Here is a 26,427-nt window from a genome sequence, read left to right on the forward strand (position 1 = left end):
TCACGAGTCCTCACCAGGACAGCTCTTGGCACCGTCGCGCGCATTGGGGCGCCTCGACCTGCAGGGTGGCGTGCTTGATCGAGTAACGCGCCGAGAGCAGGTCCTGCGCCTCGGTGAGGACGGCGGACTGCTCGGCCTCCCCCTTGATCGTCAGGTGGGCCGAGGCGACCTCCATGCCGGAGGTGAGGGTCCAGACGTGCAGGTCGTGCACGTCCTCGACGCCGGGCAGCGCGGCGAGCTCGGTGCTGATCTCGCCGACGTCGACCCCCGTCGGGGCGTGCTGGAAGAGGATGCGCAGCGCGCGGCGGGCCAGCGTCCAGGTGCGGGGCAGCACGAACAGCCCGATCGCGACGCCGATGATCGGGTCGGCGTAACGCCAGCCCGTGGTCAGCGTGATGGCGCCGCTGAGCAGCACGCCCACCGAGCCGATCAGGTCGGCGAGCACCTCGAGGTACGCGCCGCGGACGTTCAGGCTCTCCTTGGCGCCCGAGCGCAGCAGGAGGAACGACACGATGTTCGCGACCAGGCCGGCGCCCGCGGCGAGCATCACCGGCAGCCCGGCCACGGCCGGCGGGTCGCTGATCCGGCCGATGGCCTCCACCAGCACGTAACCGGCGACGCCGAACAGCAGCACGGCGTTGGCCAGCGCGGCGAGGACCTCGGCGCGGTACATCCCGAACGTGCGGCTGAACGTCGGCCCGCTGCGCCGCGCCAGCAGGATCGCGGTGAGCGCCATGCCGACGCCCAGGACGTCGGTGAACATGTGCGCCGCGTCGGAGATCAGGGCGAGCGAGCCGGTGGCGAAACCGACCACGAACTCCAGCACCATGAACCCGGCGCCGATGGCGAGGGAGATCAGCAGCGCGCGCACGTAACGCCCGGAGGCGCTACCCGGCGCGACCGCCTGCCCGTGCCCGTGGCCATGTCCGTGCCCCATGCTTCGCCTCCCCGTCCAGGTCTGCCCGTGGGACCGCGGTGTGGGTCCCAGACGAAATATATAGTCGCATGCGCATATGTGCAATACAGGTAAGCCTAAGTTCACCTTAACGACCGAAGGGCGGCAAGAACCATCCCCCGGGCGTGGGCTTCCCGGGGGATGGGACGAGCGGTCAGCGGAACAGGCGGAAGAACCCGCGCACCTGCTCCACCAGGGACTCCGGCTGTTCCAGCGCGGCGAAGTGGCCACCACGGGGCAGCTCTTCGAACCAGCGCAGGTCGGTAAAGCGCTGCTCAGCCTCCCGCCGCGACGGGCGGGTGATCTCGCGCGGGTAGATCGAGAGCCCGGACGGCGCCGTGACCTGCTCCCGGAAGCTGCCGAAGCTCTCCCAGTACAGCCGCGCCGACGACGTGGCCGACGCGGTGAACCAATAGACCGAGATCGCGTCCAGGATCTTCTGCCGCGACAACGCGTCCTCGGGATGGCCGTTGTTGTCCGTCCAGGCCCAGAACTTCTCGGCAATCCACGCGGCCTGGCCCGCCGGGGAGTCGGTGAGGCCGTAACCGAGCGTCTGCGGCCGCGTCGACTGCTGCCCCGAGTACCCCCGGCCGGTGCGCTGGAACTCCTGCGAGGCCTCGAGGTTCGCCAGCTCCGCGGGCGTCGGGTCGTCGAACGTGCCCAGCGGCGCGGCCCCCATGTTCAAGTGCACGCCGGCGACGCGCTCGGGCGCCACCTCGCCAATCGCGCCGGACACCGCCGAACCCCAGTCACCGCCCTGCGCGCCGTACCGCTCGTAGCCCAGCGAAACCATCAGCTGGTCCCAGGCGCGCGCGGTGCGCTTGATGCCCCACCCGGTCGTCGACGGCTTGTCACTCCAGCCGTACCCGGGCAACGACGGCGCGACCACGTGGAACGCGTCCGCCGGGTCCCCGCCGTGCGAACGCGGGTCGGTCAGCGGGCCGAGCACCTCCAGGAACTCCAGCACCGAACCCGGCCACCCGTGTGTGATCACCAACGGGAACGCGTCCGGCTCCGGCGAGCGGACGTGCAGGAAGTGGATGCCCAGCCCGTCGATGGTGTCGCGGTACTGCGGGAAAGCGTTCAGCCGCTTGGCGAACCCGAAGTCGTAGTCCTCGGCCCAGCTGCGGCACAGCTCCTGCGCGTAGGCCAGCGGCAGCCCCTGCGACCAGTCGTCCACCGGCTCGGCCTCGGGCCACCGCGTCCTTCGCAGCCGTTCACGCAGGTCCGCGATCTCGGCGTCGGTGATGCTGACCTCAAACGGTTCGGCGGCCACAGTGGGGCTCCCTTCCTCGGCAAGATCGACGCTATCAGCGCTCAGGCCGCCCCGGCCACGAAGATCAACCCGCGAGAACCCTCCTGTTGTCAGCCCCGGAGGCGGCATGCGCTAAGCTTCTCCAGTCGCGCAAGCGGCGGTCCGCCCTCGTAGCTCAGGGGATAGAGCACTGCCCTCCGGAGGCAGGTGTCGCAGGTTCGAATCCTGCCGAGGGCACCACAAGGATGGGAACCGGGAGATGGATTCTCCTCGTTCCCTTTTTTGCGTTTACGCTGGTCCAGCCGCTCACCCCTAAGAGCACAACCCCGTCCGCCAGGCCCACGCGGCGATCTCCACCCGGTTCCGCACGGTCAGCTTCCGCTGCACGTTCGCCAGGTGGGTCTTGACCGTCGCCTGGGTCACGTACAGGCCGGCGGCGATCTCGCTGTTCGTCCGGCCCTGGGCCACCTGCCGCACCACGTCGAGCTCCCGGTCGGTCAAGGGCTCGCTCGGCGCCGTGTCCGGTGTGGTCGCGTCCGAGCGGTCCAACGCGAAGTGCGACAACAGCCGGGTGGTCACCGTCGGCGCGATCAGCGTCGCGCCGGCCGCGGCCGCGCGCACCGCCTCGACGAGCAGCGCGGGTGACATGTCCTTGAGCAGGAACCCGTACGCCCCGTTGCGCAGCGCCCGGTACACGTACTCGTCCAGGTCGAACGTGGTGGCGATCAGGACGTTGAGCGGGTTCAGCACCCCCGGGCCGGCGAGCAGGCGGGTCGCCTCCAGGCCGTCGAGCTTGGGCATCCTGATGTCGAGCAGGCACACGTCCGGGCGGAGGCGGCGGGCTTCGTCAACCGCGGCGCGGCCGTCCTCGACCGCGGCGATGACCTCCATGTCGGGCTGGGAGTCCAGGATCATCCGGAACGCCGAGCGCATCATCTCCTGGTCGTCGGCGATCAGCACGCGGATGCTCATGACCGGTCATGATGGCAGAGCCGGCGTCAGCGGCAGGATCGCGGTCACGCGCCAGCCGCCGTCCGCGGGCCCCGCGGTGAGGGTGCCGCCGGCGGCATCGACGCGTTCGGTGAGGCCCACCAAGCCGAAGCCGCCGCCGGAAGTGTCCGATGTGGACGTACCGTCGTCGGTCACCACGGTCTCCAGGCGCCCGCCGGGCAAAGTGCGGGCGCGCACCTCGACCGCCGTGGCCCCGCCCGCGTGGCGCAGGATGTTGGTGAGCGACTCCTGGACGACGTGGTGCACCGCGTCGAGCACGTGCGGGGCCAGATGGGTCGTGGCGAGGTCGTCGTCGATGTCGGTGGTGACCGGCGGGCCCACGAAGTGCCCGACCGGTTCGGCGACCGCCTCGCCCAGCGTCGTGCGGGCCGGCGCCGGTTCGTCGTTGCGCAGCACCGTGATCATCCCCCGCATCGACGCGAGCGCCTGCGAGCCGGACTTCTCGATCCCGGCCAGCATCTCGTCGAGTGCCTCGGGGCTGGGCCGCTGACCGGCGGACGAGGTGTAGCGGACCGCCTGGGTCTGGGCGACGATCGCGGTCACGTGGTGGGCGACGAAGTCGTGCAGGTCGCGGGCGTAGGCGAGGCGCTGCGCCTGCTTGGCGAGCTCGCCCGCGTCGATGCGGCGCTGGTCGTGCAGGCGCAGGTACATCCCGAGCAGGACCACCAGCAGCATGCCGAAGCCGAGGACGGTCACCACGTTGTCGAGCAACGGGCGCCCCAGCGTGTAGCAGCGGGTCGGCAGGGCCACGATCGCGACGAACAGCAGCGGCACCACCAGCACCGAGCGGCTCGGCCGCAGCTCGATGATCGACCTCGCCGTCAGCCAGGCCAGCGCGACTATCTCCACGATGCCGAAGGTGTTGTCCAGACCGTCCGGCAGCGCCTGGACCAGCAGCGTGAACGCGATCGAGACGACGGCCAGCCCGGCGACCACCAGCGCGCGCACCGTGGGCATCGCCAGCACCGCCAGCGAAAGCAGGCCGCAGACCAGCAGCCCTGCCCCCGTCGCCACGGTCTCCGCGCTCAGGCTCTCGAACACCACGATCCCCGCGGCGAGCACGCCCAGGACGAGCAGGAGGCGTTGCGCCCAGGACATTCTTCCGATCATCGCCAGCATGACCGTCACGGTAGGACAGTTCTCTCGCGACGGTCCTCATCCCTTCGGCGGAGCCGGCGCCGGTTCACTCGTCAGTTCGGTTGAGCCGCGCGCCCCACCGCCCGCGCGAGCATGGCGATCATGAACGAACAAACTGTGGCCGAGGCGCACCAGCTCGGCAAGGTCTACGGCGACGGCGATGCCGCCGTGGTCGCGCTGGCCGGGGTGACCGCCGGCTTCCGGCGCGGCGAGTTCACCGCGATCATGGGCCCGTCGGGCTCGGGCAAGTCGACCTTCATGCACTGCCTCGCCGGGCTCGACAAGCCCACCACGGGGAAGGCGAGCATCGCGGGCGTCGACCTGGGCTCGCTGGACGACGAGAAGCTCACCCGCGTGCGCCGCGAGAAGATCGGCTTCGTCTTCCAGTCCTTCAACCTGCTGCCGACGCTGAGCGCCTGGGAGAACATCATCCTGCCGTTGTCGCTGTCCGGCCGGAAGCCGGACCAGGCCTGGGCCGACCAGGTCATCGCGGCGACGGGCCTCGGCGACCGGCTCGACCACCGGCCCGCGCAGCTCTCCGGCGGCCAGCAGCAGCGCGTCGCGTGCGCGCGGGCGCTGATCACCCGGCCGGAGCTGGCCGTCGCCGACGAGCCCACCGGGAACCTGGACTCCCGCTCCGGCGCGCAGATCCTCGGCCTGCTGCAGCGCTGCGCCCGCGAGTGGGGGCAGACCGTGCTGATGGTGACGCACGACCCGATCGCCGCCGGGTACGCCGACCGGGTCCTCTTCCTGGCCGACGGCCGGCTGGTCGACGAGATGCGGCAGCCGACGCCCGGCCGGGTGCTGGACCGCATGCGCCGGTTCGAGCCGCAGGCGGTGCGCTGATGTTCCGCCGCGCGTTCCGGTCGATCCTCGCGCACAAGGCGCGGTTCCTGCTGCCCACGCTCGGGGTGGTGCTCGGCGTCGCGTTTGTCGTCGGGTCGCTGCTCTACGGCGACGCGGTCAAAACCTCGGTCGCCCGCGCCCAAGCCCGCGCACAGGCCGACGTCGCGGTCGAGGTGCAGCCCTCCCTGCTCGCCACCCCGCTCGGCGACGACGTCGTCCAGCAGCTCCACGCCGTCCCTGGCGTCGCGCAGGCCCGGCCGCTCGCCGACGGGTACGCCTTCCTCGTCGGCAAGGACGGGGCGATCGTCGGACGGTCCGAGCGCGCCGGCGGCGTCAGCTACGACCCCGGCCGCTACCCGCTGAGCGCCGGGCAGGCACCCACCGGCCGGGACCAGATCGCGCTCGACGAGTTCACCGCCGAGCGCGCGGGTTACCAGGTCGGCGACCAGGTGCGGGTGATCGTCAACGGCGCGGCGCACCAGGTGAAGGTCACCGGCGTCTTCGCCGCCGAAGACCCCAGGCTCGCCGGGGGCGGCACGCTCGTCGCGTTCGACCTCAAGACCGCCAGCGCGCAGTTCAGCCCGACGCGGGGCGGTTACACGGCGGTGGACCTCGTGGCCGCGCCCGGCGTCAGCCAGGACGCGATCGCCGCGAGCGTGCGCGCCACGCTGCCGCCGACGTTCGACGCCGAAACGGGAGCCTCGCTCAACTCCGCCCCGAGCGACGACAAGCTCACCGATATCCTGCTGCTGTTCGCGGCCGTGGCGCTGTTCGTCGCGATCTTCCTGGTAGCGAACATGTTCACCATGCTCGCCGCGGCCCGCGCCCGGGAGAACGCGCTGCTGCGCGCGGTCGGCGCGTCGCGGCGGTACGTGCTCCGGAGCGTGCTCGCCGAAGCCGCCGTGCTCGGTGTCATCGCGACGGTGCTCGGCTACGTGCTCGGGATCGGCGCGGCCCTCTTGCTCAACCGCGGATTCTCCGTGGTCAACGGGCCCGACGTGCCGCTGCAGGTGTTCAGCGCCGGCGCGTTGGCCGCCGCGCTCGGCGTCGGTGTCGGCGTGACGATGATCGCCGCGTACGTGCCGGCACGGCGCGCGGCCGCCACCCCGCCGATCGCGGCGCTGCGGGCCGGGCTGGCGCCGACCGCGAAGTCGTTGCGCCGCCGGAACATCATCGGTGTTGTGGTCTGCCTGCTCGGCGCGGCGATCACCGCGGCCGGGATCGAGACGCAGGAGCTGATCTACCTGGGCGCGCCGCTGCTCGTGCTCGGCCTGATCGTGCTGACCCCGTGGCTGAGCCTCGGCCTGACCAAGCTGCTGCGCGGCCCGCTGACCAGGCTTTCCGGGATGCGCGGCACGCTGGCCGTGGAAAACACCCGCCGCAACCCGCGCCGGACCGCGGCCACGGCGGCGACGCTGATGATCGGGCTGTCCGTCTGCGCGGCGGTCACCGTGGGGATCGCGTCGGTCGCCGCGAAGGACGCGAAGGAGACCGAGACCGGCGACAAGGCCGACATCAGCGTCACCGCGATTGCCTTCTCGGAACTCAACTCCGGCACCACCGCCGATATCGCGAAGGTGCCCGGTGTAAGCGCGGTCAGCCCGCTCACGCCGGTGTCGATCAAGCTCGAGGAGGACAAGTTCCTCAACCTGACGGCCGTGGATCCGGGCAGTGCCAAGGACTTCCTGCCGCTGACGGTCAAGGAGGGCTCGCTCGACAAGCTGGCCGACGGCATCGCGGTCTCGACGGCGACGGCACAGAGGTACGACCTCGAGGTCGGCTCCGAGGTGTCCGGGCCGATCCAGGTGCTGGGCGCGGCCGATCAGGCGGTGTCGCTGCCGGTCGTCGCGATCTATGACGCGCCGCAGTCCGCCGACCAGAAGGCGCTGATCTCGGTGCAGCGCGCTCCGGAAGCGGCGACTCCGCAGACGATCCTGGTGAAGGCCGCGCCGGGACAGGACCCGGCAGCGTTGCGGAAGCAGATCCAGCAGACGCTCGCAAACCCGGTGCTGACCGTGCAGACCAAGGCCGAGGCCGCCGAGGCAGCGAGCAGCGAGGCGGAATCCTTCCTCAACATCCTGTACGCGCTGCTCAGCGTGTCGGTGCTGATCGGCGCGCTCGGCGTGGTGAATACCATGACGATGTCCACTTTGGAGCGAGTGCGCGAGATCGGCCTGTTGCGCGCGGTCGGTCTCGGCCGCAAGCAGGTCGGATCGGTGCTGCGATGGGAGTCGGTGATCATCGCGGCGCTGGGCGCCGGCATCGGGCTGATCGCCGGGTGCGCGCTCGGCGCGGTGGGCGTGCTCAGCCAGAAGGGGGTCTCGCTGGTGGTGCCGTGGACGCAGCTGGGCGTGTTCGTCCTGATGACCGTGGCGATCGGGATCCTCGCGTCGCTGTGGCCCGCCCGGACAGCCGCCCGTACGCCGATCTTGACCGCGATCCACACCGACACGGAGTAGCCAGTGCGTACCCGAGCAGGTGCGAAGGTGCTTGCTCGGGTACGGCGACGCTCGCGGGCGGCGCCACCCTTGACCGCTGGGAGTGCCGGCCGGTCACACCGGCATCAAGGCACAACCCGACCAGGAATTCCTTGTGCGGCAAGCAGAACGACCTTGCCGAACGACTTTCCGCGCTCTACCCGCCGGAGCGCGGCGGCGGCATCGGCGAGCGGGAAGCTCTGGTCGAGCACGGCGGAGAGCCGGCCGTCGGCCAGGAGCGCGACGACCCGATCCCAGGACTGGCGGCGATCTTCGGGCGCCACGGAGTTCAGGCTGAAGGTCAGCAGCGTCAACGACTTGTGGAAGTCGCGGAGCAGCGGCTCGAACGCTTCGGGCCCCGGCACACCGCCGGCGCCACCGCAGAGGACGTAACGGCCGTTGGGGCGCAACAGTTCCAGATACTCGCCCACCTGCGGGCCGGCCACGGTGTCCACAATGACGTCGTAAGTGTCCTCGGGACGGCCGGACCGGGTGCGGTCGACGACCTTCGCGGCGCCGAGTGCCCGCAAGCGTTCTCCCCGCTCCGCGGAGGAAGTCACCACAGTGACCTCGCCGCCCCGAGCGTGGGCGATCTGCGTGGCGAGCACGCCGATCCCGCCGCCCGCGCCACGGACCAGCACCCGTTCACCCGGGGCGACTCCGGTCCGGTGCAACGCTCCCTCGGCGACCAGCGCGTTGAGGCCCAAGGCGACCACCTCGGCCGGGTCGGCATCGGGCGGCGCCGGAAGCAGCCGATCGGCGTCGACCGCGACCTGCTCGGCGTAACCACCGAAATCAGGTTGCGCCAGGACTCGTTTTCCGACGAGTTCCTCTGACACGCCGGAACCCACGGTCCGCACACGCCCGACAACCTCGAGGCCAGGCACCGAACCGGCAGCGGGAGAGAGCTCGTCGCCACCCCGCAGTCCCATGACGTCCACGTAGCCCACTCCGACCACGTCGACATCCAGCAAAACCTGCCCGGGACCAGGAGCCGGCTCGGGCACGTCGGCCACGGCCAGCTCCCGTGATGCCTCGACGACTACCGCTCTCATGCGAATCCCCTCCATCATATTGTTCCGATTCGGATCGGAACGTTATGACGGAGGGCGCTCACCTGTCAAGGCTCGCGCGACGTCGGCTCGCTTGACGCGGTTCGCGCCCGGTCGCCCGCGCACCAAGGATTCGTCCCTCAGGACAAGGGAGCCGAGAGCTGCACGAACTCCGGGGTGTCGCCCAGCCGGACGCGCAGGATCGGCACCGCCTTGTTCACCGGGTCACCGCGGTCGTCGAAGGAGATCATGCCGCTCGCGCCCGGGACGGCGAGGGTGTCGTGCAGCCGGTTCTTCGCCTGGAGCACGTCCTGCGCGGTCACCTGGGCGGGCACGGCCCGCGGGATCTGGCGGATCGCCCAGACCACGGTGAGCACGGCGTCGTGCGCGAGGATGGCGACGCCGTCGTCCAGCCGCTCCTTCGGGAACAGGGCCTCGAAGCAGTCCGTGCAGTCGCGCTCTTGGAAGCTGGCCACCGCGGCCTTGTTGAACGCGTTCGGCTCGCTCGTCCACGCCTGGGGGTGGGCCAGCCCGGGGGCAAGCACCGTGACGTTCGATTCCAGGCCCCGCCGCATCTCCGGGCCCGGTGGGCCGGTCTGGGCCAGGTCACCGGTCAGCACGGTGAGGTGCCGGTCGAGGCACGGGCGCTGGGCGAGCTGCGTGACGAACGCGGTGAGGTCGTTCTCCCGCCCGGCGAAGTAAACGACGTCGGGCTGGTCGCCGCAGATGTTCGGCATCATCTGCAGGAACGTGTTCTCGACGCCGGGCAGGCTGGAGTCGTACCGCTCGGTGCGGCCGGTGATCCGGTGGTCCGCGTCGGCGAACCGGCGGGTGAACGCGGTGGCCAGCGTCTTCGGGTAGAGGTCGGCGGCGTTGTCGTCTTGCACGATCGTGGCCGTGTGCGCGGTCGGCTTGACGTAGCTGGCGGCGGCCATGCCGTAGGTGGAGCTGGTCGGCGAGACCCGCAGGAAACCGGGGATCTCCGAGAACTCGTCCGCGGCCAGGTGCGAGGCCACGACCGGGATCCGGTGATCCGACAGCCGCTGGATCGCGGCGTGCGCGGTCTCCAGGCTGAGCCCGATCCCGGTGACCGCGACCAGCCGGTCGGTGCCGGGCAGCCCGAGCAGCGCGTTCACCACGGGCTCCCACTGGTTCAGGTGGCTGCCCGGGTTGGCCAGCAGCAGCCGGACCAGCGGCAGGCTGCCCCACGACTGTGTGGTGTTGGCGCGGTGCTGCGCGATGTAGGCGCCCTCCAGCTGGTGGCGCACCCACTCCGGCGACAGGATGTCGTTCTCGGTCAAGGTCATCGGGAGGAAAACCGCGATCGTGACGAACGGCTTGCCCGACGCGGCGACCGAGTCGTTCTCGGCGCGGATGCGCTGCTCGACGGAGGCCAGATCGGGGGCGAACACGTAGCCGCCGTCGGTGAGGCCCGTGCACTCGGCGTTGTCCCCGCGCTTCTCCACGCCGTCCGCGCAAGTGCGCCCGGCCAGGCTGATCGCGGGCACGACCACGAACACCGCCACCAGCACGATCACGAGCAGGACCACTCCGCCGCCGGCCACCAGCCACTTCGACCAGGTCGGCCGCGGTGGCCGGATCCGCTCGTCCCGCCGGCTCATCGGTACCGCTCCGCGCGCTCGTGCACCAAGATGGATCCACGCCCCCTGCCCTGCGCCAGCTGGTGGAAGCCGGCTTCGATGGTCGAGTCCAGCGTCCGGCCCGGATCGCCCAGCGGGTCGCGCGCGATCCACAGCGCGACGACCAGCCAGGCCAGCGTGGTCTCCAGCTCGTCGTCCCACTGCCCGGCGAGCGACTCGACCTGCTGGTACGGGTCGGCGGTCTTGTCGAGCCGGTTGGGCGCCGCGGTGATCACGTCCAGCTCGGCCAGCCACGCCTTGGCCGTGGCGAGGTCGAACTCGGCGTGCCGGGCGCGCAGGAACGGCTTGCTCAGGTGCTCGACCGCGCCGGCGACGTTCTCCAGCGCCAGGTCGTGGTAGCGGGCGGCGACCGTCCGGCCGTTCTTCTCGTAGAAGTCGCGGCAGCGGGTGTGCACGCGGACCCAGCTCAGCGAGTGGTCCTCGGCGCGCGCGGCCAGCTCCTGCACCAGTACCCGGCGCAGCCACGGGTGCAGCACGTACCGCACGGGGTCACCCGGCTCGGCGCACAACCACAGCCGGTCGCCCAGCTCCTTGAACAGCGCTCCTTCCCCGGCCGGATTCCGCAGCTCCAGGATTTCCTTGTGGAACAGCATTTCCACGTCCAGCGCGGCGCTCGCGGTGACCAGGTCCTCCCGGCTCGGCGGCGCGAAGTCCTGCAGGAGGTACTCGCGCATCCCGGCCAGCAGCACCGATTCGCCGCCGTCCGGCCCGGCGACCGGCGTGTGCAGCGCGGACCGCAACGCGCCCGCGCGATGGGAGTCGTAGGTGTGCGCGACGGCGTTCAGGACCTCCGCGACGGCGCCGGGGTGGCCGTCGGTCAGGCGGTGCAGGAAACCCGGCAGCCGCGAGGCCGGGTGGATGTCGCTGCCCGCGGCGACGTCCACGACGTCATCGCGGCCCAGCGTGCCCACCTCCACCAGGTACCAAGGGTTCCACCGCTGTTCCGGCGATTCGGCGCCAGGCGCCCAGTCGGCGTCCACTTCGGACGGATGGCGCGGGGTGGGGGCGACGAGGCCGTTCGTCCGGTGCGCGGTCGGCCGGCGCCGGTCAATGGCGTCGGCGGGCGGCGCCGTCGGCAACGACCAGCTCTCGTTCCAGTCCGGGTTCCAGCTCCGGCCGGTCGCGACCACGGCCAGCGGGTCGGGCTCGTCCGGGCTGCGGTGGCGGGCTTCGGTGAGCACGCGCAGGAACGCCCGGCCGCCCGGGGTGTGCGCGTTGTCCAGCAGCAGCACGCTGTTCAGCGTCCGGCGGGAGCGGTTGATGCCGGAGTACGCGCGGCGCAGGTCGGCGAGGAACGCGTCGCAGAAGGTGGCGTCGACGGTGGCGCGGTCCTCCTCGTCGCCGTTCGCCTGCTTGGCGATGCCGAGCAGGAAGTCGGAGTGGTCGCCGGTGGCGGCGGGCAGCGCCTTGATCTTCCCGAGCAGCCGCCTGCGGTCATACCAGCTCAGGCCGCGCAGCAACAGGTCAGTTGCCGCGGTCAGGCCCGGCAGGCCGTCCACCGGCGCGACGCCGCCCGCCAGCCGCACGACGTCGACGATCGCTTCGCGGTTTCGTTCCAGTGGCTGGTTTTTCGCCAGCAGCTCCCGCAGCTTGCGCAACGCGGCCCTGCGGTCGTTCAGCTCCACCGGCGCGCCGAGGACGAGCATGCACAGCCACAGCCGGGGAAAGGCCAGCCGGCCGAACTGCCGCCAGTGCCGGCCGAGCTCGAACGCGAGGTGGCCGACCAGTTCCCGGGGCTGAACGTTTTCCCAGTCGTGCCGCTCGAAGTCCACCTGCGCGTGCGGAACGTCCTCACACCGCTTGGCGACGGCGGCGAGCAGGGCCGTCTTCCCGGTCCCCCGCGCCCCGACCGCCACCACGATGGGCAGCGCCCGGCTCTTCCCGTCGGGCCGGGCGAGCAGTTCCTCGGTGAGCCTGCCGGTCACGGCACCGACTCCAGCCAGCAGGGGCACGTCGACGTCCCCCTTCCCCCGAGTGAAAACCGAGCGATAACTATAACCAGCGGGTGGTACCGGACGCAGAGAATGCAAATACCGTACGCGTTGGGCCCGGACTGTGCTAACGCGTCCATGTTCGCAGGTCAGAGCTTTGACGGTGCGGTACAAGGGAAAATTCACGACTTCAGCATTAACCGGTTCGGCCTAACGTCCGGTGGTGCTATTGAACGAATGCCATTCCCTTTCCTATTTTCGATCAGTGGAGCGTCACCGGGGCCAGGTGCAGATCGCGCCGGCCCGCGATACCGAGCTTCCGGCCGACGGGTAGTACTCGACGGCGCGAGTGGTCAGCACTGGTTTCTGCGCGATCTCCTTGTTGCTGTACCCCGCGCGGGCCGGCGTGGCGATCTTGGCCTCTTGCCGCGTAAGCGATGCGCTTTTGCCCGGCGCGCCAACGCGTCGCAACGCGGTGTCGACGTGGGTGCACCAGATCGCGTTCCCGGTCTCACGCGCGAGGGCACCGGCCGCGGCCAACACCGCCCACGCCTCGGCGACGTCCTTCTGCCCGGCCGCTCGCACGCCCAGCTCGACGAACGCGGGTATCAACTCGGCGCGAACGTGGGCGATCTCGAGCAGGTTCGCCGCCTCCGCGAGCGCCCCGTCGTCCCGCTCGGGCCCGGCCACCACGCCGATGGTGAAAGTCCGGAATCCGCCGCCGCTCAGCGCGCGGCGAAATCGACCGTTTCGCTCGTCGTCAGCGTCACCCCCTCCGCGGACAGTTCGGCGTCGACGGCCTTCGACGTCGTCGCGGCGGGCGTGCTGCCGTCGTAGGTGGCGTGGGCGTCGGAGACAAGGGTGACCGTGTGACCGCGCCGGAGGGCCGCCAGCGACGTCGAGCGCACGCAGAACTCGCTCTGCATCCCCGCCACCACAAGCGGTGCCGAGGGCGGCAACAGACTCGCCAACGGGGTGCCGTCGAACGAATCCGGCGTCGTTTTGTCCACGATGTGCTCGCCCTCGCGCACATCGTGGACAAAGGCCCAGCCAGGTGAGCCGGGTACGTCGGGATCGTCTTCGGTGCCGTTGTTACGCACGTGCACGACGATGGCGCGGGCCGAGCGGGCACGGGCCAGCACGGCGGCGATCGCCGCCGCCACCCGGTCGGCGTCGGGCACCGGCTCGGGCGGGCGGAGCATGTTGTTCTGGACATCGATGAGGAGCAGCGCTGGAGTCATGCCAAGAGCATGGCACCCACCACCGACAAAAACGGCTCCTCGCCACTGTGGACGGTCAGTCCGGCATGCCGTCGTAGCCCAGTTCGGCCAGCAGGGCGGCGTTGTGTTCACCTACATCGGGGATGGGGTCGAGGCGCGGTTCACGGCCCGCGACCGTCACCGGTGGTACGAGCGAGCGCAGCGGCCCTGCCGGCGAACCGACTTCGCCCCAGCGTCCGCGTTCGGTGAGCTGCGGATGGTCGGCCAGCTGGGCGATCCCACGCAACCGCGCGTTGGCGATCGACGCCGCGTCAAGCCGGTCGAGCACCGTCGCCGAGTCGAGCGGGGCGAACGCCGCTTCGATGACGGCACGCAGTTCGTCGCGATGCTCGGAGCGGGCGTCGTTGGTAGCGAAGGAATCCTGAGCCGCCAGCTCCGGCTGCCGCAGGACGTCGGCGCAGAGCCGCTGCCACTCACGGTCGTTCTGCACGGCCAGGAAAATCGTCTCGCCGTCACCGCAGAGGAACGGGCCGTACGGGGCGATGGCCGCGTGCGAAAGTCCCGTTCGCGCCGGCTGGGTGCCCCCGTACACAGTGTAGTAGAGCGGGAAGCCGACCCATTCGGTGAGTGCGTCGAAGAGGGAGACCTCGAAGGCCTGGCCGCGGCCGGTGCGTTCGCGTTCGTACAACGCGGAAAGCACGCCGCTGTAGGCGTACATGCCGCCGGCGATGTCGGCGACCGGGATGCCGGTTTTCGCGGGCTGGTCCGGGGTTCCGGTCAGGGTGGGGACGCCGGTTTCGCACTGCACCAACAGGTCGTACGCCTTCTTGTCGCGGTACGGGCCGTCGGTGCCGTAGCCGGAGATGCCGCAGACGATCAGCCGCGGATGCTCGGCCAGGAGCCGGTCTGCGCCAAGGCCGAGCCGCTCCGCCGCGCCGGGCGCGAGGTTCTGCACGAAGACGTCGGCGCGCGCCAGCAGTTCGTCCAGCACTTGGCGCTGCCCGGGCACTTTCACGTCGAGCGCGAACGACTCTTTGTTGCGGTTGAGCCAAACGAAGTGGCTCGACAGACCGTGGACGGTGGCGTCGTAAGACCGCGCGAAGTCGCCCGCGCCCGGCCTCTCGATCTTGATCACCCGCGCGCCGAGGTCGGCGAGCTGCCGCGTCGCGAACGGCGCCGCGACGGCCTGTTCCAGCGAAACGACGGTGATTCCGGACAATGGCAGCATCGAAGTCCTTTCCGCGAGACCTGCCGACGAGGGTAGGAGCGCGGAGCTGGACCCGCCACGGCTTGCCACCGGAAGTTCGAGGCCGGGCCCGCAACGCGCGGGCCCGGCCGAGCCCGCCGCCCCGACGGTGGGGGGAGGAACCGCGACGGCGGGCTACTTCTGACGTACCCGAGCGGGGGCGTCCTCAATCGTGTGACGCGGGCGGACGTCTCGTCTGTTGGGATCCGCCCTGCCGGGGCGGACCGGGAGCCGTCGGACGGGGCGGGGCGAGTGGCCGTGGGTAGCTGGGTGGCTTGGGTGTGCGCGGTCGGGCCTCGGCGGCTGTCGGGTCTTGTCTGGTTTTGGCGGAGGTGGTCGGAGCCGGGTCGGGCCGGAAATGACAGGGCAGAGCAGGTCCGAGGTGCACCGCTCCGGAGTGGGGTCGGCTGCGGGCCCGCCACGTGGTTCAGCCGTGTCGCCGCCGGGCGAGGGTCAAGCCGCACCGTGGTGCCGCGCCAGGCGGAACCATGCCCAGTGTGTCTCGGCGGGTGGGTCAGTCAGGGCAACCGAGCCTGGAACATCCGTTCACGGTGGGCAGTGGGCCTGCCAGGTCGGGCTGGTGGTCAGTGGTCGTCCGGGCGGGGGCCGTCCAGACGGCGGGAGATCTTGCCGGTGCCCGGTTGATCTTCGGGAGGCGGGGTGGCCCTCCCCCACCGTCGACGTTCCGGCGGGCCGACCAGCCTGCGCCCGGACGTGCGGCGATCGACGTTGCCAGCCGTTGGGGAGACGCCGGGTGGTGGTTCCTGCGGCTCAACGGGGTAGTGGCGCTGGTCGGCCGGGGCGTGTTCCTGGCCGACCAAGCGGAGGTGCGGGTTGTCGGACCAGTTGCGCTCGCTGTCGAAATGGCTGCCCTGATCGGCCGGTGAGCGGTTCTCATCCACGGGGCGGGGGCTCGGATCGGCGGAGTGGAGGCGCGGATCAGCGGGGCGGGGGCGCGAATCGGCAGGATAGAGGCGTGCATCGACGGGGCGGGGATGCTGGTCGGCGGGGTGGTACTGATCGGCGGAGCGGTGCTGGTCGAGGGGGTGGCGGATCTCGTCCACAGGGCGCGGACTCGGATTGGCGGGGCGGGGGCCCGGCCCGTCGGGGCGGTGCTGGTGGACGGGGTGACGGCTCTCGTCCACGGGGCGAGGGCGCTGGGCGCCGGGCTGGTGGGAGGGCATGGGGCTGAAGCTCGCGACGTCGGGGCTCGTCCGGCGGGCTGGGGACGTGCGGGGTTGCGGCAAGCCGGCGTCGGGCCACGTTGTGGTGTCGGGAGTTCGTCGGGGTTGGCCTGGGTTGGTGGGGCGGTGGTCCGGCAGGTGGACCGGCTGAGTCGGCGTGGCGCCGGGGGACTCGAACAGCTCCGGTGGAGTGGGGTGGGACGCGCGGGGCCGCGATGGGCTCGCTTGTGTGGCCGGGCTCGGTGCTGGGTGGGGATGGCTCGCGGCGGCGGACGTCGGCGTGCTGTCCTCCCCGAGCCACTGCGGGCGACCTACACCAGCAGGCCTCGGCGCACTGCCCTCCTGAGGCGACGACGGACGATCCACACCGGCAAGCCTCGGCGCGCTGCCCTCCCCGAGCCACTGCGGACGGTCCATACCGACAGGCCTCGGCGCACTGTCCTCCAGGGGCAACGGCGGGCGATCCATACCGGCAAGCCTCGGTGCGCCGTCCTCCCGGAGCGGGTGCGAGGGGTCCGCACCCGCAGGCCTCGGCGAGCCGTCCTCCCAGGGCGGGCGCGGGTGGTCCGCACCGGCGAGCCTCGGCGCGTCGTTGTCCTCCGGGGTGGGGGAAGGACGGCTATCGCCGGTCGTCCTTGACGGGTTGTGCTTGGGGTCGGAGTGGGGACCGCTCATGCGGGTTGGTCCCGGTCCTCGGCTCTCTGAAACCGCGGGTGGACGGTTCGCAGCGCGAGCCGTCGGATCGTGGTCTGCCTGCGGCAGGGGCGCGCTGCCAGCACCATCGGCAGGACGGTGGTTCTCTGGCCCTGGGGTGGGGAGTGGCGCCAGGTAAGGGCGGTTTCGTGATCGGTCTCGCGGTGGGGTACGGCGGGTGGTGGGGTTCGGGACTGGGCGTTGACGGGCCGTGGGGTAGCGGGCTAGCGGGTCATCCGTGTGGGCAGCGCTTTGGCGAGAGTCAGAACCCGCGTGAGGACGCGAGCTGGTGTCGGAATCAGTGCGAGAACGCGAGTCAGAACCAGTGCGGGAACGCGAGTCGGTGGCGGAGCCAGAATGAGAACGCGAGTCAGTGGCGGAAGCGGACGGGGAAGGAGCGCGGGAGGCAGCACGGCGGCGCGAGCCAGAGCGCGAAGCAGAGCGGGAAGCGGCGCGCGAGTCAGTGGCGGAGCCGGAGCGCGAGCCGGAAGCGGCGCGGGAACGCCAGTCGGCGACAGCGGCGGCACGGGCGCGCGAGGCACGGCGACTGCGCAGCATCACGAGGACCGCGGCCAGCACGAGAACGAGCACGACAGCGGCCACGGCCACTGCCCACCAGGGTGTCATCCGCGCGGCTCCCGTCGTTGTGCGGTCGCCGCAAGGATGCCCGGTGCGAGCATGATCAACCGGAGCACCACACGCGTGAGTGACACCCGGCCGGGGAAGGCTATTCGTAGACGACGTAGGCGGGCGTCGGCGTCAGGGAGAGGACTTCGGTGGGGGTCATCAGCGCCGCGCCGTGACGGGTGTCCTCCTGGAAGAAGAGCTTGAAGCCCGGCTGGACGTGTGGCGGTCTGGTCGCCATCAGCCTCGTCCAGGTGGCCTTCTTCGCGCCAGCGCTGCCGATTCCGTCGACGATCTTCACCGCCGACACCCCCGGGTGCACGCGCAGGCCCGCCTCGTCTCGCACGATCGACGGTGCGACCTGGTGGTAGGCCATGATCTTGTCCGGCAGGTGACGGGTGCGCGCGAACTCGCCCAGGTACGCGGCGACGCCGTCCAGTTCGGCGCCCGTCGTGCGGCCGAACTTCTCCCCCGGCACGACGCCCGGCTCCACCGCCCACTCCGGGTCCAGCGCGACGCCGACGTCCGGCTCCGCCAGCCAGTGCTCGTACGCCCGCACCTCCGGCAGGAAATCCGCGCGGCCGGGCTGGATGTTCAGCAGCAGCACACCCTTCAACGCGCGCGCCTCGTCGAGGTACTCGCGCACGGTCACGTCCGACGCGCGGCTGCGGAACATCCCGTCAGGTCCCGGCGTGCGGTGTGCGGCGGTGGCGATCAGCTCGACGACCGGCGTCACCGGACGGTCCCGCGGGAAAGTTCCGATTTGGTGCGTCAGCTCCCGGCCGGCCGCGGCCAGGTCGCCCGTCATCTCGCCGAGCGCCTTCGCGCCCGGGGCGCCGCAGAAGCCGACGAGCAGGCTGGTGGCCAGGGCGTTCGGCGGAGGTGGGGGCAGCGTCTCCCGTGGAGTCGACGACGGCCGGGGCGACGGCACCTCCGCTCGCGGCTGGACACCCCGTGGCGGTGCGCCGCACGCACTCGCGGCGAGTCCGGCGAGCACCGTTGTGAATACCGCTCGACGGGTGAACCCTCGATCAATTCGCATCCGCACCTCCGATCGAGAATCCCTTGCAACAAAAGGGAAGTACCCGGGAGCCGATGGAATGAACCATCCGGGGAATCCGAGATCTTGGCTTCAGCAAAGGGAAATCGCGATTTCCCGGCCAGTGGAACAGATTCCGCGCAGGTAAGGAAGAAGCGACAGCGCTTATATAAGCCCTGTTAGACTCCCGGACATGGTTGACGAAGACCCGACCGAGCAGAGCGCCTGGCGACCGCTGCGACTGCTCCAGGCCGCGATGGACGACGACATCTCGCGGCTCTACACCGAGCGCGGCATCGACGGCCTGAAGCCCAGCTACGTGATGGAGCTGCTGCGCCTGCACGCGCGCGGGCCGATGACGATCACCGAGCTGGCCGCGTCCGTCGACCGGACCCACTCCGCGCTGAGCCAGAAGGTCGCGGCGATGCGGAAGGCCGGCCTGGTCACGACCGCCACCGGCGACGACGCCCGCAGCAAGAGGGTGACGCTGACCCCCAAGGCGGCGGGCATCGTCGCCCAGCTGGCCGCGGAGTGGCGCGCGACCGAGGCCGCGATCGCCGAACTCGAGGCCGAGGTCCCGTACGCGCTCAGCAAGATCGTCCTTGACCTCGAGAAAGCTTTGCAGCGCAAGAGCTTCCACGACCGCATCGCCGAGAAGCTGGCCGAGGACGACGCTTGGACCCAGGCGCCGGCCTGAGCGCCAAGCCGGCCAAAGCGCCGCCCCTGAGCATCAACCTGGGCGCGGGCCGGGCATCAAGCCGGCCAGCGCATCAACCTGAGCGACGACCTGAGCCTCGGCCCGAGCGGCTACCCCAGCAGCTCCGGCCGACGCCAGGGCAGGCCCCGCACATGGTGGTCGGCAAACGCGAGGACCGTCTCGTACCAGACCTTGACGTGCCCGGGCGCGAGGATGAAGTGGTCCTCGTCCGGGAAGTACAGGAACTTGTGCGGCGTGCTCCCGTCCTCGGCTTTCGAGCGCGACAGCAGAGCCCACCAGAGGGACAGCGCCTCACCGATGGGACAGCGGTAGTCGAGCACGCCGTGGGTGATGAGCATCGGCGTGGTGATGGCGTCCGCGAACCGGTGCGGGGACGCCGTTTCGGCGGCCTCCGGGGTCATCTCCTGATGGAAGAAGTGCGCGAAGTCGGAGGCGTCGCTCTGCTGTCCGAGGTCCCAGATCGAGGCGTGGCTGATGATCGCGGAGAAACGGTCGGTCTGCGTCGCGATCCAGTTGGCCATGAACCCGCCGAAGGACCCGCCCGCGGCCGCCGCCCGGTGGGAGTCGACGTCCGGCCGCGCCTGGGTGGCGTCGGTGAGCGCCAGCACGTCGGTGTAAGGCGCGCTGCCCCACTGGCCCCAGCCACGCCGGATGAACTCGACGCCGTAGCCGGTCGAAAGCGCGAAGTCCGGCAGCAGCACGGCATAACCGCGCGCGGCGAACAGCCACGGGTTCCAGCGCCACGACCAGGTCTTCGCCGAGCCGACCGGGCCACCGTGGAGCATCACGACCAGCGGCGCCGGCTCTCCCTCGGCCGGGGGCTCGGGCAGCACCAGCCAGCCCCGGATCTCCGTGCCGTCCGACGCAGTGGTGACGACCTCCTCCAGCCGCCCTGGCAGCTCCAGCGGCGCCACCGGGCTCGGCAGCTCCTCGACGCCCCCGCCGCCGCTGAGGTCGATCCGCACCGGGGCCGGTGGACTGTCCGTGGCCGAACGTGACGCGTACACCCACCGCCCGTCCGGCGAGACCTGCGCATCCGAGTACGCGCCGTGGTCCGGGGTCAGCCGTGTGACCGCACCTGTCGCGACGTCGACCCGCCACAACGGGGCCCGGCCGTGGTCGTCCGCCGTCGTCAGCAGCGCGGAGCCGTCCGGGGTCCAGCACGCGGACTCCGGGCGCCGGTCCCAGTCCTCGGCCAGGATCCGCACCTCGCCGCCCGCGAGCGGGACGACGCCGAGCCAGCAGTCGCCGGGGTCTTCCGGGGTGAACCGCCGGCTGACGACCACGGCCACCCTCGCGCCGTCCGGCGAGATCCGCGGCCCCGCGTACTCGTGGCCGACGTCGTCGGCGAGCGTGCGGCGGGCACCAGTGGCCACGTCGATCGCGACCAGCGTGTAGCGCTGCGAGCCGCCCGGTTCCGGGACCGCCCAGGTGGTGACCGCGGTGCTGCCGTCCGGGCTGATCTCCCAGGTGCAGGAGTCGTCCAGCGCGCGCCCGACGTGCCCGGTCAGGTCGCTCAGCTCCAGTCCTTCACCGGTCAGCTGCCCGGTGAACAGCCGCGTGCGCGCCGGGCCGATGTCGTGGTTCCAGAACCGCACGGGGAACTCCTCGTGCAGCAACGCGGTGACCCCCGCGTCCGCCCGCCCCGCGCGCAGCTCCCGGTCGCTCGCCTCGTCGGTCGCCGACGGCAGCATCTCCGACCCGAGCAGCACCGTCCCCGTGCCGCTGGCAGAAACACCCCGCACACCCCCGGACGGCGACACCAGCATCCGCGCCTCGCCGCCTTCGGCGGGCAGCAGCCACAACGCCTGCTCGCCGGAGCGCGACGACACGAACAGCAGGTCGCCGGACGGGGTGAACCCGGCCGCCGACTCGCCTTTCGCGCCGCGCGTCAGCCGACGCGCCGCGCGCCCGCCCTCGGGGTCCACCTCCCACAACGCCGTCGCCTCCCGGCTGCCCCCTTCGTCGAGCGAGGTCACGGGCACAACGAGGCGCCGGCCGTCCGGGGACAGCCAGAGCCCGGGGGTCAGCCGGGGAAGGCCGACGTAGGCTTCGAGATCGGAGAAGGGCCCGGTGCGGGCGTCGTCTGCAGGCACCCGTCCTTCTTACCGGAACCCACCGACAGTTTTCGCCGGATTCAGTGCAATTGGCCCCGCAGCGAGGAAATCCGGTCCACGGCGGCGGTGAACTCGGCGCGCGGGAGGCTCCCGTCGGTCAGCCCCGCGGCGAGCGCGTTGACGGCGTCGTCCCCTTGCTGGACGTCGCGGGCGGACGCGAGGATCAGGTCCATCCCCGCCTTCGCCGCGAGCGTCGCGCGGTTGCCGGTGCCGCCGTAGTCCTTCAGCGCGCCGGCTTCCAGCGCGTCGGTGATCGTGACGCCGTGGAAGTTGTTGTGCTGCCGCAATTCCTGCTGGACGACGGTCCGTGACAAGCCGGCCGGACGGCTGGGGTCGAGCGCCGGGTACACCGCCCACGACAGCATCACGAAGTTCACCCACGCGCGCACAGCGGCCGGGTACGGCGCTTCGTCCTTCGCGCGCAGCTCCGAAAGCGGCACGTTCAACGTCACCGGGCCCACGTCGGTGTTCGCGCCCGCCGGAACCGCGCCGAGGCCGGGGAAGTGCTTCGCGGTGGCGGCGGCGCCCGCGGCCTGCTGCGCGGTGATGAAGTCGTACCCCAGCCTGGTCGCCGTGCCCGGGTCGTTGCTGTACGAGCGGCCGAACTGGTCGATGAAGTTGCCCTCTTGCCGGTAGACGTCAAGGACCGGCGAGAGGTTGACGTTCATCCCGACGCTCTTGAGGTTCTCCCCCGCGCCGGTGCCCGCGGCCCTCGCCGCGGCCTCGGGATCGGCGGCCTGGCCCACCTGCTTCTCCGACAGCGTGGGCTCGCCCGGCAGCCGCCGGACCTTGCCGCCCTCCTGGTCGGTCATCAGCAGCAGCGGCTGGTGCACCGGGCTCTGCGCGGCCGCGGCGCGCAGCTGCTGCACGACGCCCGCGATCTGCTGGCTGCTCTGGACGTTCTCGCCGAAGAAGATGACCCCCGCCGCCTCGCCGGCGCGGATCCGCTGCAGCAGCGTGTCCGGCGGGGTGAGGCCGGGGTAGGAATAGATCACCCGCTGGCCGGCCAGCTGTTGCGGGGTGAGGCCGGCCGGGCCGGGGGCGGCGGCCGCGGTGCCCGCCAGCACGGCGACGGTGGCCAGGGCGAGCATGGTCTTTCCGGGCGTCACAAAGTTCATCGGTGTTCGACTCCCTCCAGGTGGCGTTCACGGTAACGCCTTCGAGCTGCTGAAGGAAACTTTCCGGCCGATGCCGGCGTGATGTCCGTAATCTGCCCATTGTCCGGGCGGCCCCGGGAAACGCCAGGGCCGTTCCCCCATTCGGACGCAGACCGTCCTATATGGACATCAGACCCAGTAGGCCACGCGCGAGCGGTAGTTGCGCAGCACGACCAGCGCCAGCGTCCAGCCGACGATCGTCACCACACCGGTCACCAGCCAGTGCGTCCAGCTCTGCTGCTGGCCGACCAGCGGCGCCCGGACGATCTCCACGAAGTGGTACACCGGGTTCAGCTGCAGCAGGTCGACCGCGATCGAGCCGAACCCGCTCTTGGCGCCCTGGTTCATCGCCCGCACCTGGTCCATCGACCACATGATGGGCGTGGCGTAGAAGAGCATCGTGATGAAGCTCTGAATCACCGGCGGGATGTCGCGGAACCGGGTGGACACGATGCCGAGCAGCAGCACCACCCACGCGCCGTTGAGCAGGATCAGCGCGAGCGCGGGGATCGCCAGCAGGACCGTCCAGCTCAAGCCGGGGTGCAGCAGCGCGCCGGGCCGGTCCACGAGGTGGTACGGGTGGTTCAGGTTGCCGAAGAAGATGATCAGCACGACCACGTACACGATCAGGTTATGCCCCAGGTACAGCGCCTGCCGCCACACCGTGCGCAGCGCGTACACCGAAACCGGCGCGGGCAGCTGCTTGATCATGCCCTCGTTCGCGATGAACGTCTCGGAGCCCTCGACGATGCAGCCGTTCATGAAGTTCCACAGGATCAGCCCGGTGGTGATGCTCGGCAGCAGCGTGGAGATCGACGTGCCGAACAGCGCCGAGTTCACCACCCCGAGCGCGAGCGCCGTCACCGCCATGCCGACGGTGATCCAGAGTGGACCGAGTGACGAACGGCGGTAGCGCTGCTTGATGTCCTGCCAGGCCAGCAGCGCCCACAGCTCCCGCGCGTGCAGTCCGGCACTGAGGTCGGCGAACGCCCGCCTGAAGCTCTTCGGCGGGGCGTCGACGGCGGGGGCCGCGGTGGGAGTGGCAGTCATCCGTCCAACCTAACGACGAACCCGCGCCGCGGCCACCACACCGCGACGGCCGGGTCGGCTAGGGTGCGGCAGTGGCACCGAGTTTTTTCCTGACCCGCGTCCTGGCCGCGCTCGAACAGGGCGGCTCAGCAGTGCTGTTCCACCATGACGACGGCGTGACGACGTACCGCGAAGCGCACGAAATCCTGTTGCGGCTCTACACCGGGCTCGGTGACGCCGACGGCGACGTGGTGGCGATCGACGCCCGGAACCGGCCGGAAACCGTGCTGGCCCAGCTCTCCGCGCAACTGCGGGGCTTCGAGGTGTTACTGGTGGCCGCGTCGTCGAGCCGCCCCGCGCGGGCCGCGGTCCTCACGTCGACCGGCGCGGTGCTGCTGACCGACAACGACCTCGACCGGCTGGCCGGCGCCGGAACGTCCACTCCGGACTCACTGCCGGACGGCGTCACCACGGTCTTCCCCAGCGGCGGCACCACCGGGGCGCCCAAGCTGATCCGGCACAGCGGCATCTACGACGGCATGGCGCACATCTTCGCGCCGGACCCGGCGGGACCGGGGCGCATCCTCGTCACCGCGCCCCTGACGCACATGACCGGCAACGCGGCCGTGCTTGGCGCGATCCTTTGCGGCAACACCGTTGTGCTGCGTAACGCCTTCCACGCCGAACAGCTGCTAACCGACATCGCCGAGTACCGCGTCACTTCGCTATCGCTGACGCCGCCCCGGCTCTCGGCGGTGCTGGACAGCCCAGCGCTGGCGGCCACCGACGTCAGCAGCGTGCGGTCGCTTTCGCTGGGTGCCGCGCCGCTCTCGCCGCGGCGGCTAGCTGACGCGCTGGCCGTGTTCGGCCCCGTGGTCGGGCAGGGGTACGGGCTCACCGAGGCCCCGATGATCGCCAGCATCTCCGCCGCCGAGCTGACCGGACGGCCCGAGCGGCTCGGGTCCGTCGGCCGGATCGTGCCGGGCATGGAGGCCCGGATCGAAGCCGGTCAGGTCCTCGTCCGCGGACTGTCCATGATGGACGGTTACCACGGCGAGCCGCCGATCGGCGACGGCTGGCTGCCCACCGGCGACCTGGGCTCGTTCGACGAAGAGGGTTACCTCTACCTGTCCGACCGCATCGGCGACGTGATCGTGACCGGCGAGCACGGCACGAAAGTCGCGTCGACCGCGGTGGAACACGCGCTGCTCGCCCATCCCCTGGTCACCGCGGCGGCGGTCTTCGGCGTCCCCGGCCCCGGCGGCGAGGGCGAGCTGGTGCACGCGGTGGTGGTCGCGACCGGCCCTCTCGCTCCCGGTGACCTGCGCGACCACGTCCGGGCCGAGCTGGGTGGCGAGCACTTCGTGCCGTCCGAAGTGGAGTTCACCACGGCGCTGCCGCTGACCGCCGTGGGCAAGGTCGACAAACGGTCCCTGCGCGAGCCGTTCTGGGCCGGGCACGACCGCGGCATCGCCTGAAAACGAAAGAGCCGGGGCGCGTGCGCACCCCGGCTCCGTCGCGTCGTTGCTTTACTTGTCGCCGAAGCGGATCGAGGCGACCTGCTTGTCGAAGCCGATCGTGCCGAGGTCCGCGACGCTGCTGGTGATCACCGTCGACTGGCCGGTGCAGTTCGGGCCCTTCCAGAGCTTGACCGGGCCGCCGCTGAGCTGGATCGAGGAGACCTGCGCCGGCTGCGGAACCGCGACGCAGCCCGGGCCGGCGACGCCGGAAGAACCGTTGGGCTCGCTGAAGTTCTTGCCGCTGTCCAGGGTCGCGCTGCCGTTGCCGAGGGTCACCGAGGTGGCCGGGGCCGACGTTGCGGGGGCGCTGGTGGCCGACGCGCCAGGAGCGCTGGTGGCCGGCGGCTGGCCGCCCTTGGGCAGGGTCTTGCCGCCGGTGGGCGAGACCGCGAACCAGGTGCCGCCCACGCCTTCGCCGTTGGTGTCGCCGGCCTTCTTGTCACCGCTGAAGCGGTAGACCGGCCAGCCGCCGATGGAGACCTGACGGCTGCCGTCGGCGCGGGTCAGGATGCCGATCTTCGAGGTGGCCACGCCGTTGACGAAGATGCGCGAGCCCGGCTTCACGAGCACCGGCGGCCAGGTCTTGGCGCAGTCGCCGTTGCAGTTGGACGTCGGCGGCTTCGGGCTGTCCTTGTCGAAGCGGTACAGCGTGAAGCCGGCGCCATCGTGGACGATCGGGTTCAGGCCACCGGCCGAACCGCGGCTGAGCTGGACCCACTTCATCGCGGCGTCGTCCGTGCGCGGGCCCTGGTAGTCGTCACCGGCGGTGAGGTCGGCGCCGTTTTCCTTGGCGGTGCCGGTCTTGTAGCCGACGCCCGACGCCGCGTCGGTGCCCTCCTGGGACTTCTGCGCCTTCGCGCCCTCCGGCGTGACGCCGAACCAGGTGCCGCCCACGCCCTGGCCGTTGGTCTGGCCCGGCTGGGAGTCGCCGCTGTACTTGTAGACGGGCCAGCCGCCAAGGGTGACCTGCATGCTGCCGTCGTCGCGCTTGACGAAGCCGACATCGGCCTGGTCCACGCCGTTGAGGAAGAGCTTGCCGCCCTGCTTCAGCGTCACCGGCGGCCAGGTCTTCGCGCAGTCACCGTTGCAAGTGGACTTCGGCGGCTTCGGGCTGTCCTTGTCGAAGCGGTAGAGCGTGAAGCCCTTTCCGTTGAGCACCACCGGGTTCAGCCCACCGGCCGAGCCCGAGTCCAGCTCCACCCACTGCTCGGCGGCGGCGGTGTCCCCCGGGGCGGCGAAGTCGCCGGTGTTCTGCGGCGCGCCGTTGGCCTGCGCGGTGCCGGTCAGGAAGTCGGCCGCCGCGGCGACGGCGGGCGCGACGTTCGGGGTGCCGGCGGTGGAGCCACACGCGCTCAGCACCGCCACACCCGCCGCCGTGAGGGCAGCGAGCATCGCAACTCGAATACGGATCATTTCGGGATTCTCCCCTGTAAGAGCCCGGGCTTCGGCAGTTCCGGAAGCCTTGATGCCGGGTACACGGATGTCGTCCCGAAAACGGTTCACGGCGGTTTGGTGACGCCGGTCACAGTCGAACTCGCTCCCCATGCCGCTTGAT

Annotated in this window: 20 protein-coding genes and 1 tRNA gene; 5 read left to right on the forward strand and 16 right to left on the reverse strand. The window is 71.0% G+C overall.

Annotated elements, in window-relative coordinates:
• Positions 1-10: 10 nt before the first annotated feature.
• A complete protein-coding gene (locus tag OG943_RS28310) occupies positions 11-937 on the reverse strand; it encodes a cation diffusion facilitator family transporter (protein WP_328603964.1) in 927 nt (308 codons plus the stop codon).
• Between the two features lie 172 nt (positions 938-1,109).
• Positions 1,110-2,231 carry an epoxide hydrolase family protein gene (locus OG943_RS28315; RefSeq protein ID WP_328603965.1) on the reverse strand — a complete coding sequence of 374 codons (1,122 nt, stop codon included), beginning with the start codon at positions 2,229-2,231 and terminating at the stop codon, positions 1,110-1,112.
• Between the two features lie 143 nt (positions 2,232-2,374).
• On the opposite strand from OG943_RS28315, the gene OG943_RS28320 reads away from it, so the two are divergent.
• Positions 2,375-2,450: transfer RNA gene (locus OG943_RS28320), tRNA-Arg, on the forward strand.
• A gap of 72 nt (positions 2,451-2,522) precedes the next feature.
• On the opposite strand, the gene OG943_RS28325 is transcribed toward OG943_RS28320, so the two are convergent.
• Complete coding sequence (locus tag OG943_RS28325) at positions 2,523-3,182, reverse strand: response regulator transcription factor (protein ID WP_328603966.1); 660 nt, start codon at positions 3,180-3,182, stop codon at positions 2,523-2,525.
• 6 nt (positions 3,183-3,188) lie between these two features.
• Positions 3,189-4,340 (reverse strand): sensor histidine kinase, encoded by a 1,152-nt coding sequence (locus tag OG943_RS28330; RefSeq protein ID WP_328603967.1) that lies wholly within the window; start codon positions 4,338-4,340, stop codon positions 3,189-3,191.
• 120 nt (positions 4,341-4,460) lie between these two features.
• On the opposite strand from OG943_RS28330, the gene OG943_RS28335 reads away from it, so the two are divergent.
• Positions 4,461-5,204 (forward strand): ABC transporter ATP-binding protein, encoded by a 744-nt coding sequence (locus OG943_RS28335; protein ID WP_328603968.1) that lies wholly within the window; start codon positions 4,461-4,463, stop codon positions 5,202-5,204.
• A complete protein-coding gene (locus OG943_RS28340; protein WP_328603969.1) occupies positions 5,204-7,663 on the forward strand; it encodes an ABC transporter permease in 2,460 nt (819 codons plus the stop codon). The genes OG943_RS28335 and OG943_RS28340 overlap by 1 nt, the downstream gene beginning before the upstream one ends.
• 104 nt (positions 7,664-7,767) lie before the next feature.
• Here the strand turns inward: OG943_RS28340 and OG943_RS28345 are convergent, their stop codons facing one another.
• From OG943_RS28345 to OG943_RS28380, 8 genes are all read right to left on the reverse strand, one after another.
• On the reverse strand, positions 7,768-8,736 hold the full coding sequence (locus OG943_RS28345) for a quinone oxidoreductase family protein (RefSeq protein WP_328603970.1): 969 nt from the start codon (positions 8,734-8,736) through the stop codon (positions 7,768-7,770).
• Positions 8,737-8,873: 137 nt separating this feature from the next.
• Entirely contained in the window at positions 8,874-10,355 is a 1,482-nt protein-coding gene (locus tag OG943_RS28350; protein WP_328603971.1) for a hypothetical protein, read from the reverse strand.
• Entirely contained in the window at positions 10,352-12,319 is a 1,968-nt protein-coding gene (locus OG943_RS28355) for a hypothetical protein (RefSeq protein WP_328603972.1), read from the reverse strand. Before OG943_RS28355 ends, OG943_RS28350 begins: the two co-directional genes overlap by 4 nt.
• Positions 12,320-12,598: 279 nt before the next feature.
• A complete protein-coding gene (locus OG943_RS28360; protein WP_328603973.1) occupies positions 12,599-13,015 on the reverse strand; it encodes a hypothetical protein in 417 nt (138 codons plus the stop codon).
• 35 nt (positions 13,016-13,050) lie between these two features.
• Positions 13,051-13,566, reverse strand: a complete 516-nt coding sequence (locus tag OG943_RS28365) for an isochorismatase family protein (RefSeq protein WP_328603974.1) — start codon at positions 13,564-13,566, stop codon at positions 13,051-13,053.
• A 55-nt stretch (positions 13,567-13,621) separates the two neighbouring features.
• Positions 13,622-14,773 (reverse strand): CaiB/BaiF CoA transferase family protein, encoded by a 1,152-nt coding sequence (locus OG943_RS28370; protein WP_328603975.1) that lies wholly within the window; start codon positions 14,771-14,773, stop codon positions 13,622-13,624.
• A gap of 602 nt (positions 14,774-15,375) precedes the next feature.
• On the reverse strand, positions 15,376-15,855 hold the full coding sequence (locus OG943_RS28375; RefSeq protein ID WP_328603976.1) for a hypothetical protein: 480 nt from the start codon (positions 15,853-15,855) through the stop codon (positions 15,376-15,378).
• A 1,540-nt stretch (positions 15,856-17,395) separates the two neighbouring features.
• Positions 17,396-18,223: a hypothetical protein gene (locus OG943_RS28380; protein WP_328603977.1), complete on the reverse strand. Its 828-nt coding sequence runs from the start codon at positions 18,221-18,223 to the stop codon at positions 17,396-17,398.
• A gap of 301 nt (positions 18,224-18,524) precedes the next feature.
• Between OG943_RS28380 and OG943_RS28385 the strand changes: the two genes are divergently transcribed.
• Positions 18,525-19,028, forward strand: coding sequence for a MarR family winged helix-turn-helix transcriptional regulator (locus tag OG943_RS28385; protein ID WP_328603978.1), 504 nt, complete (start codon positions 18,525-18,527; stop codon positions 19,026-19,028).
• Between the two features lie 110 nt (positions 19,029-19,138).
• On the opposite strand, the gene OG943_RS28390 is transcribed toward OG943_RS28385, so the two are convergent.
• From OG943_RS28390 to wzm, 3 genes are all read right to left on the reverse strand, one after another.
• Positions 19,139-21,145, reverse strand: coding sequence for a S9 family peptidase (locus OG943_RS28390; RefSeq protein WP_328603979.1), 2,007 nt, complete (start codon positions 21,143-21,145; stop codon positions 19,139-19,141).
• Between the two features lie 41 nt (positions 21,146-21,186).
• Positions 21,187-22,284 (reverse strand): glycoside hydrolase family 3 N-terminal domain-containing protein, encoded by a 1,098-nt coding sequence (locus tag OG943_RS28395; RefSeq protein ID WP_328603980.1) that lies wholly within the window; start codon positions 22,282-22,284, stop codon positions 21,187-21,189.
• Positions 22,285-22,452: 168 nt separating this feature from the next.
• Entirely contained in the window at positions 22,453-23,373 is a 921-nt protein-coding gene (gene wzm, locus OG943_RS28400; protein ID WP_328603981.1) for a galactan export ABC transporter permease subunit Wzm/RfbD, read from the reverse strand.
• 71 nt (positions 23,374-23,444) lie between these two features.
• On the opposite strand from wzm, the gene OG943_RS28405 reads away from it, so the two are divergent.
• Complete coding sequence (locus OG943_RS28405; RefSeq protein ID WP_328603982.1) at positions 23,445-24,830, forward strand: class I adenylate-forming enzyme family protein; 1,386 nt, start codon at positions 23,445-23,447, stop codon at positions 24,828-24,830.
• A gap of 51 nt (positions 24,831-24,881) precedes the next feature.
• On the opposite strand, the gene OG943_RS28410 is transcribed toward OG943_RS28405, so the two are convergent.
• Positions 24,882-26,264, reverse strand: a complete 1,383-nt coding sequence (locus OG943_RS28410; protein WP_328603983.1) for a hypothetical protein — start codon at positions 26,262-26,264, stop codon at positions 24,882-24,884.
• Between the last annotated feature and the right edge of the window lie 163 nt (positions 26,265-26,427).

The sequence above is a fragment of the Amycolatopsis sp. NBC_00345 genome (assembly GCF_036116635.1).
Lineage (GTDB): Bacteria > Actinomycetota > Actinomycetes > Mycobacteriales > Pseudonocardiaceae > Amycolatopsis.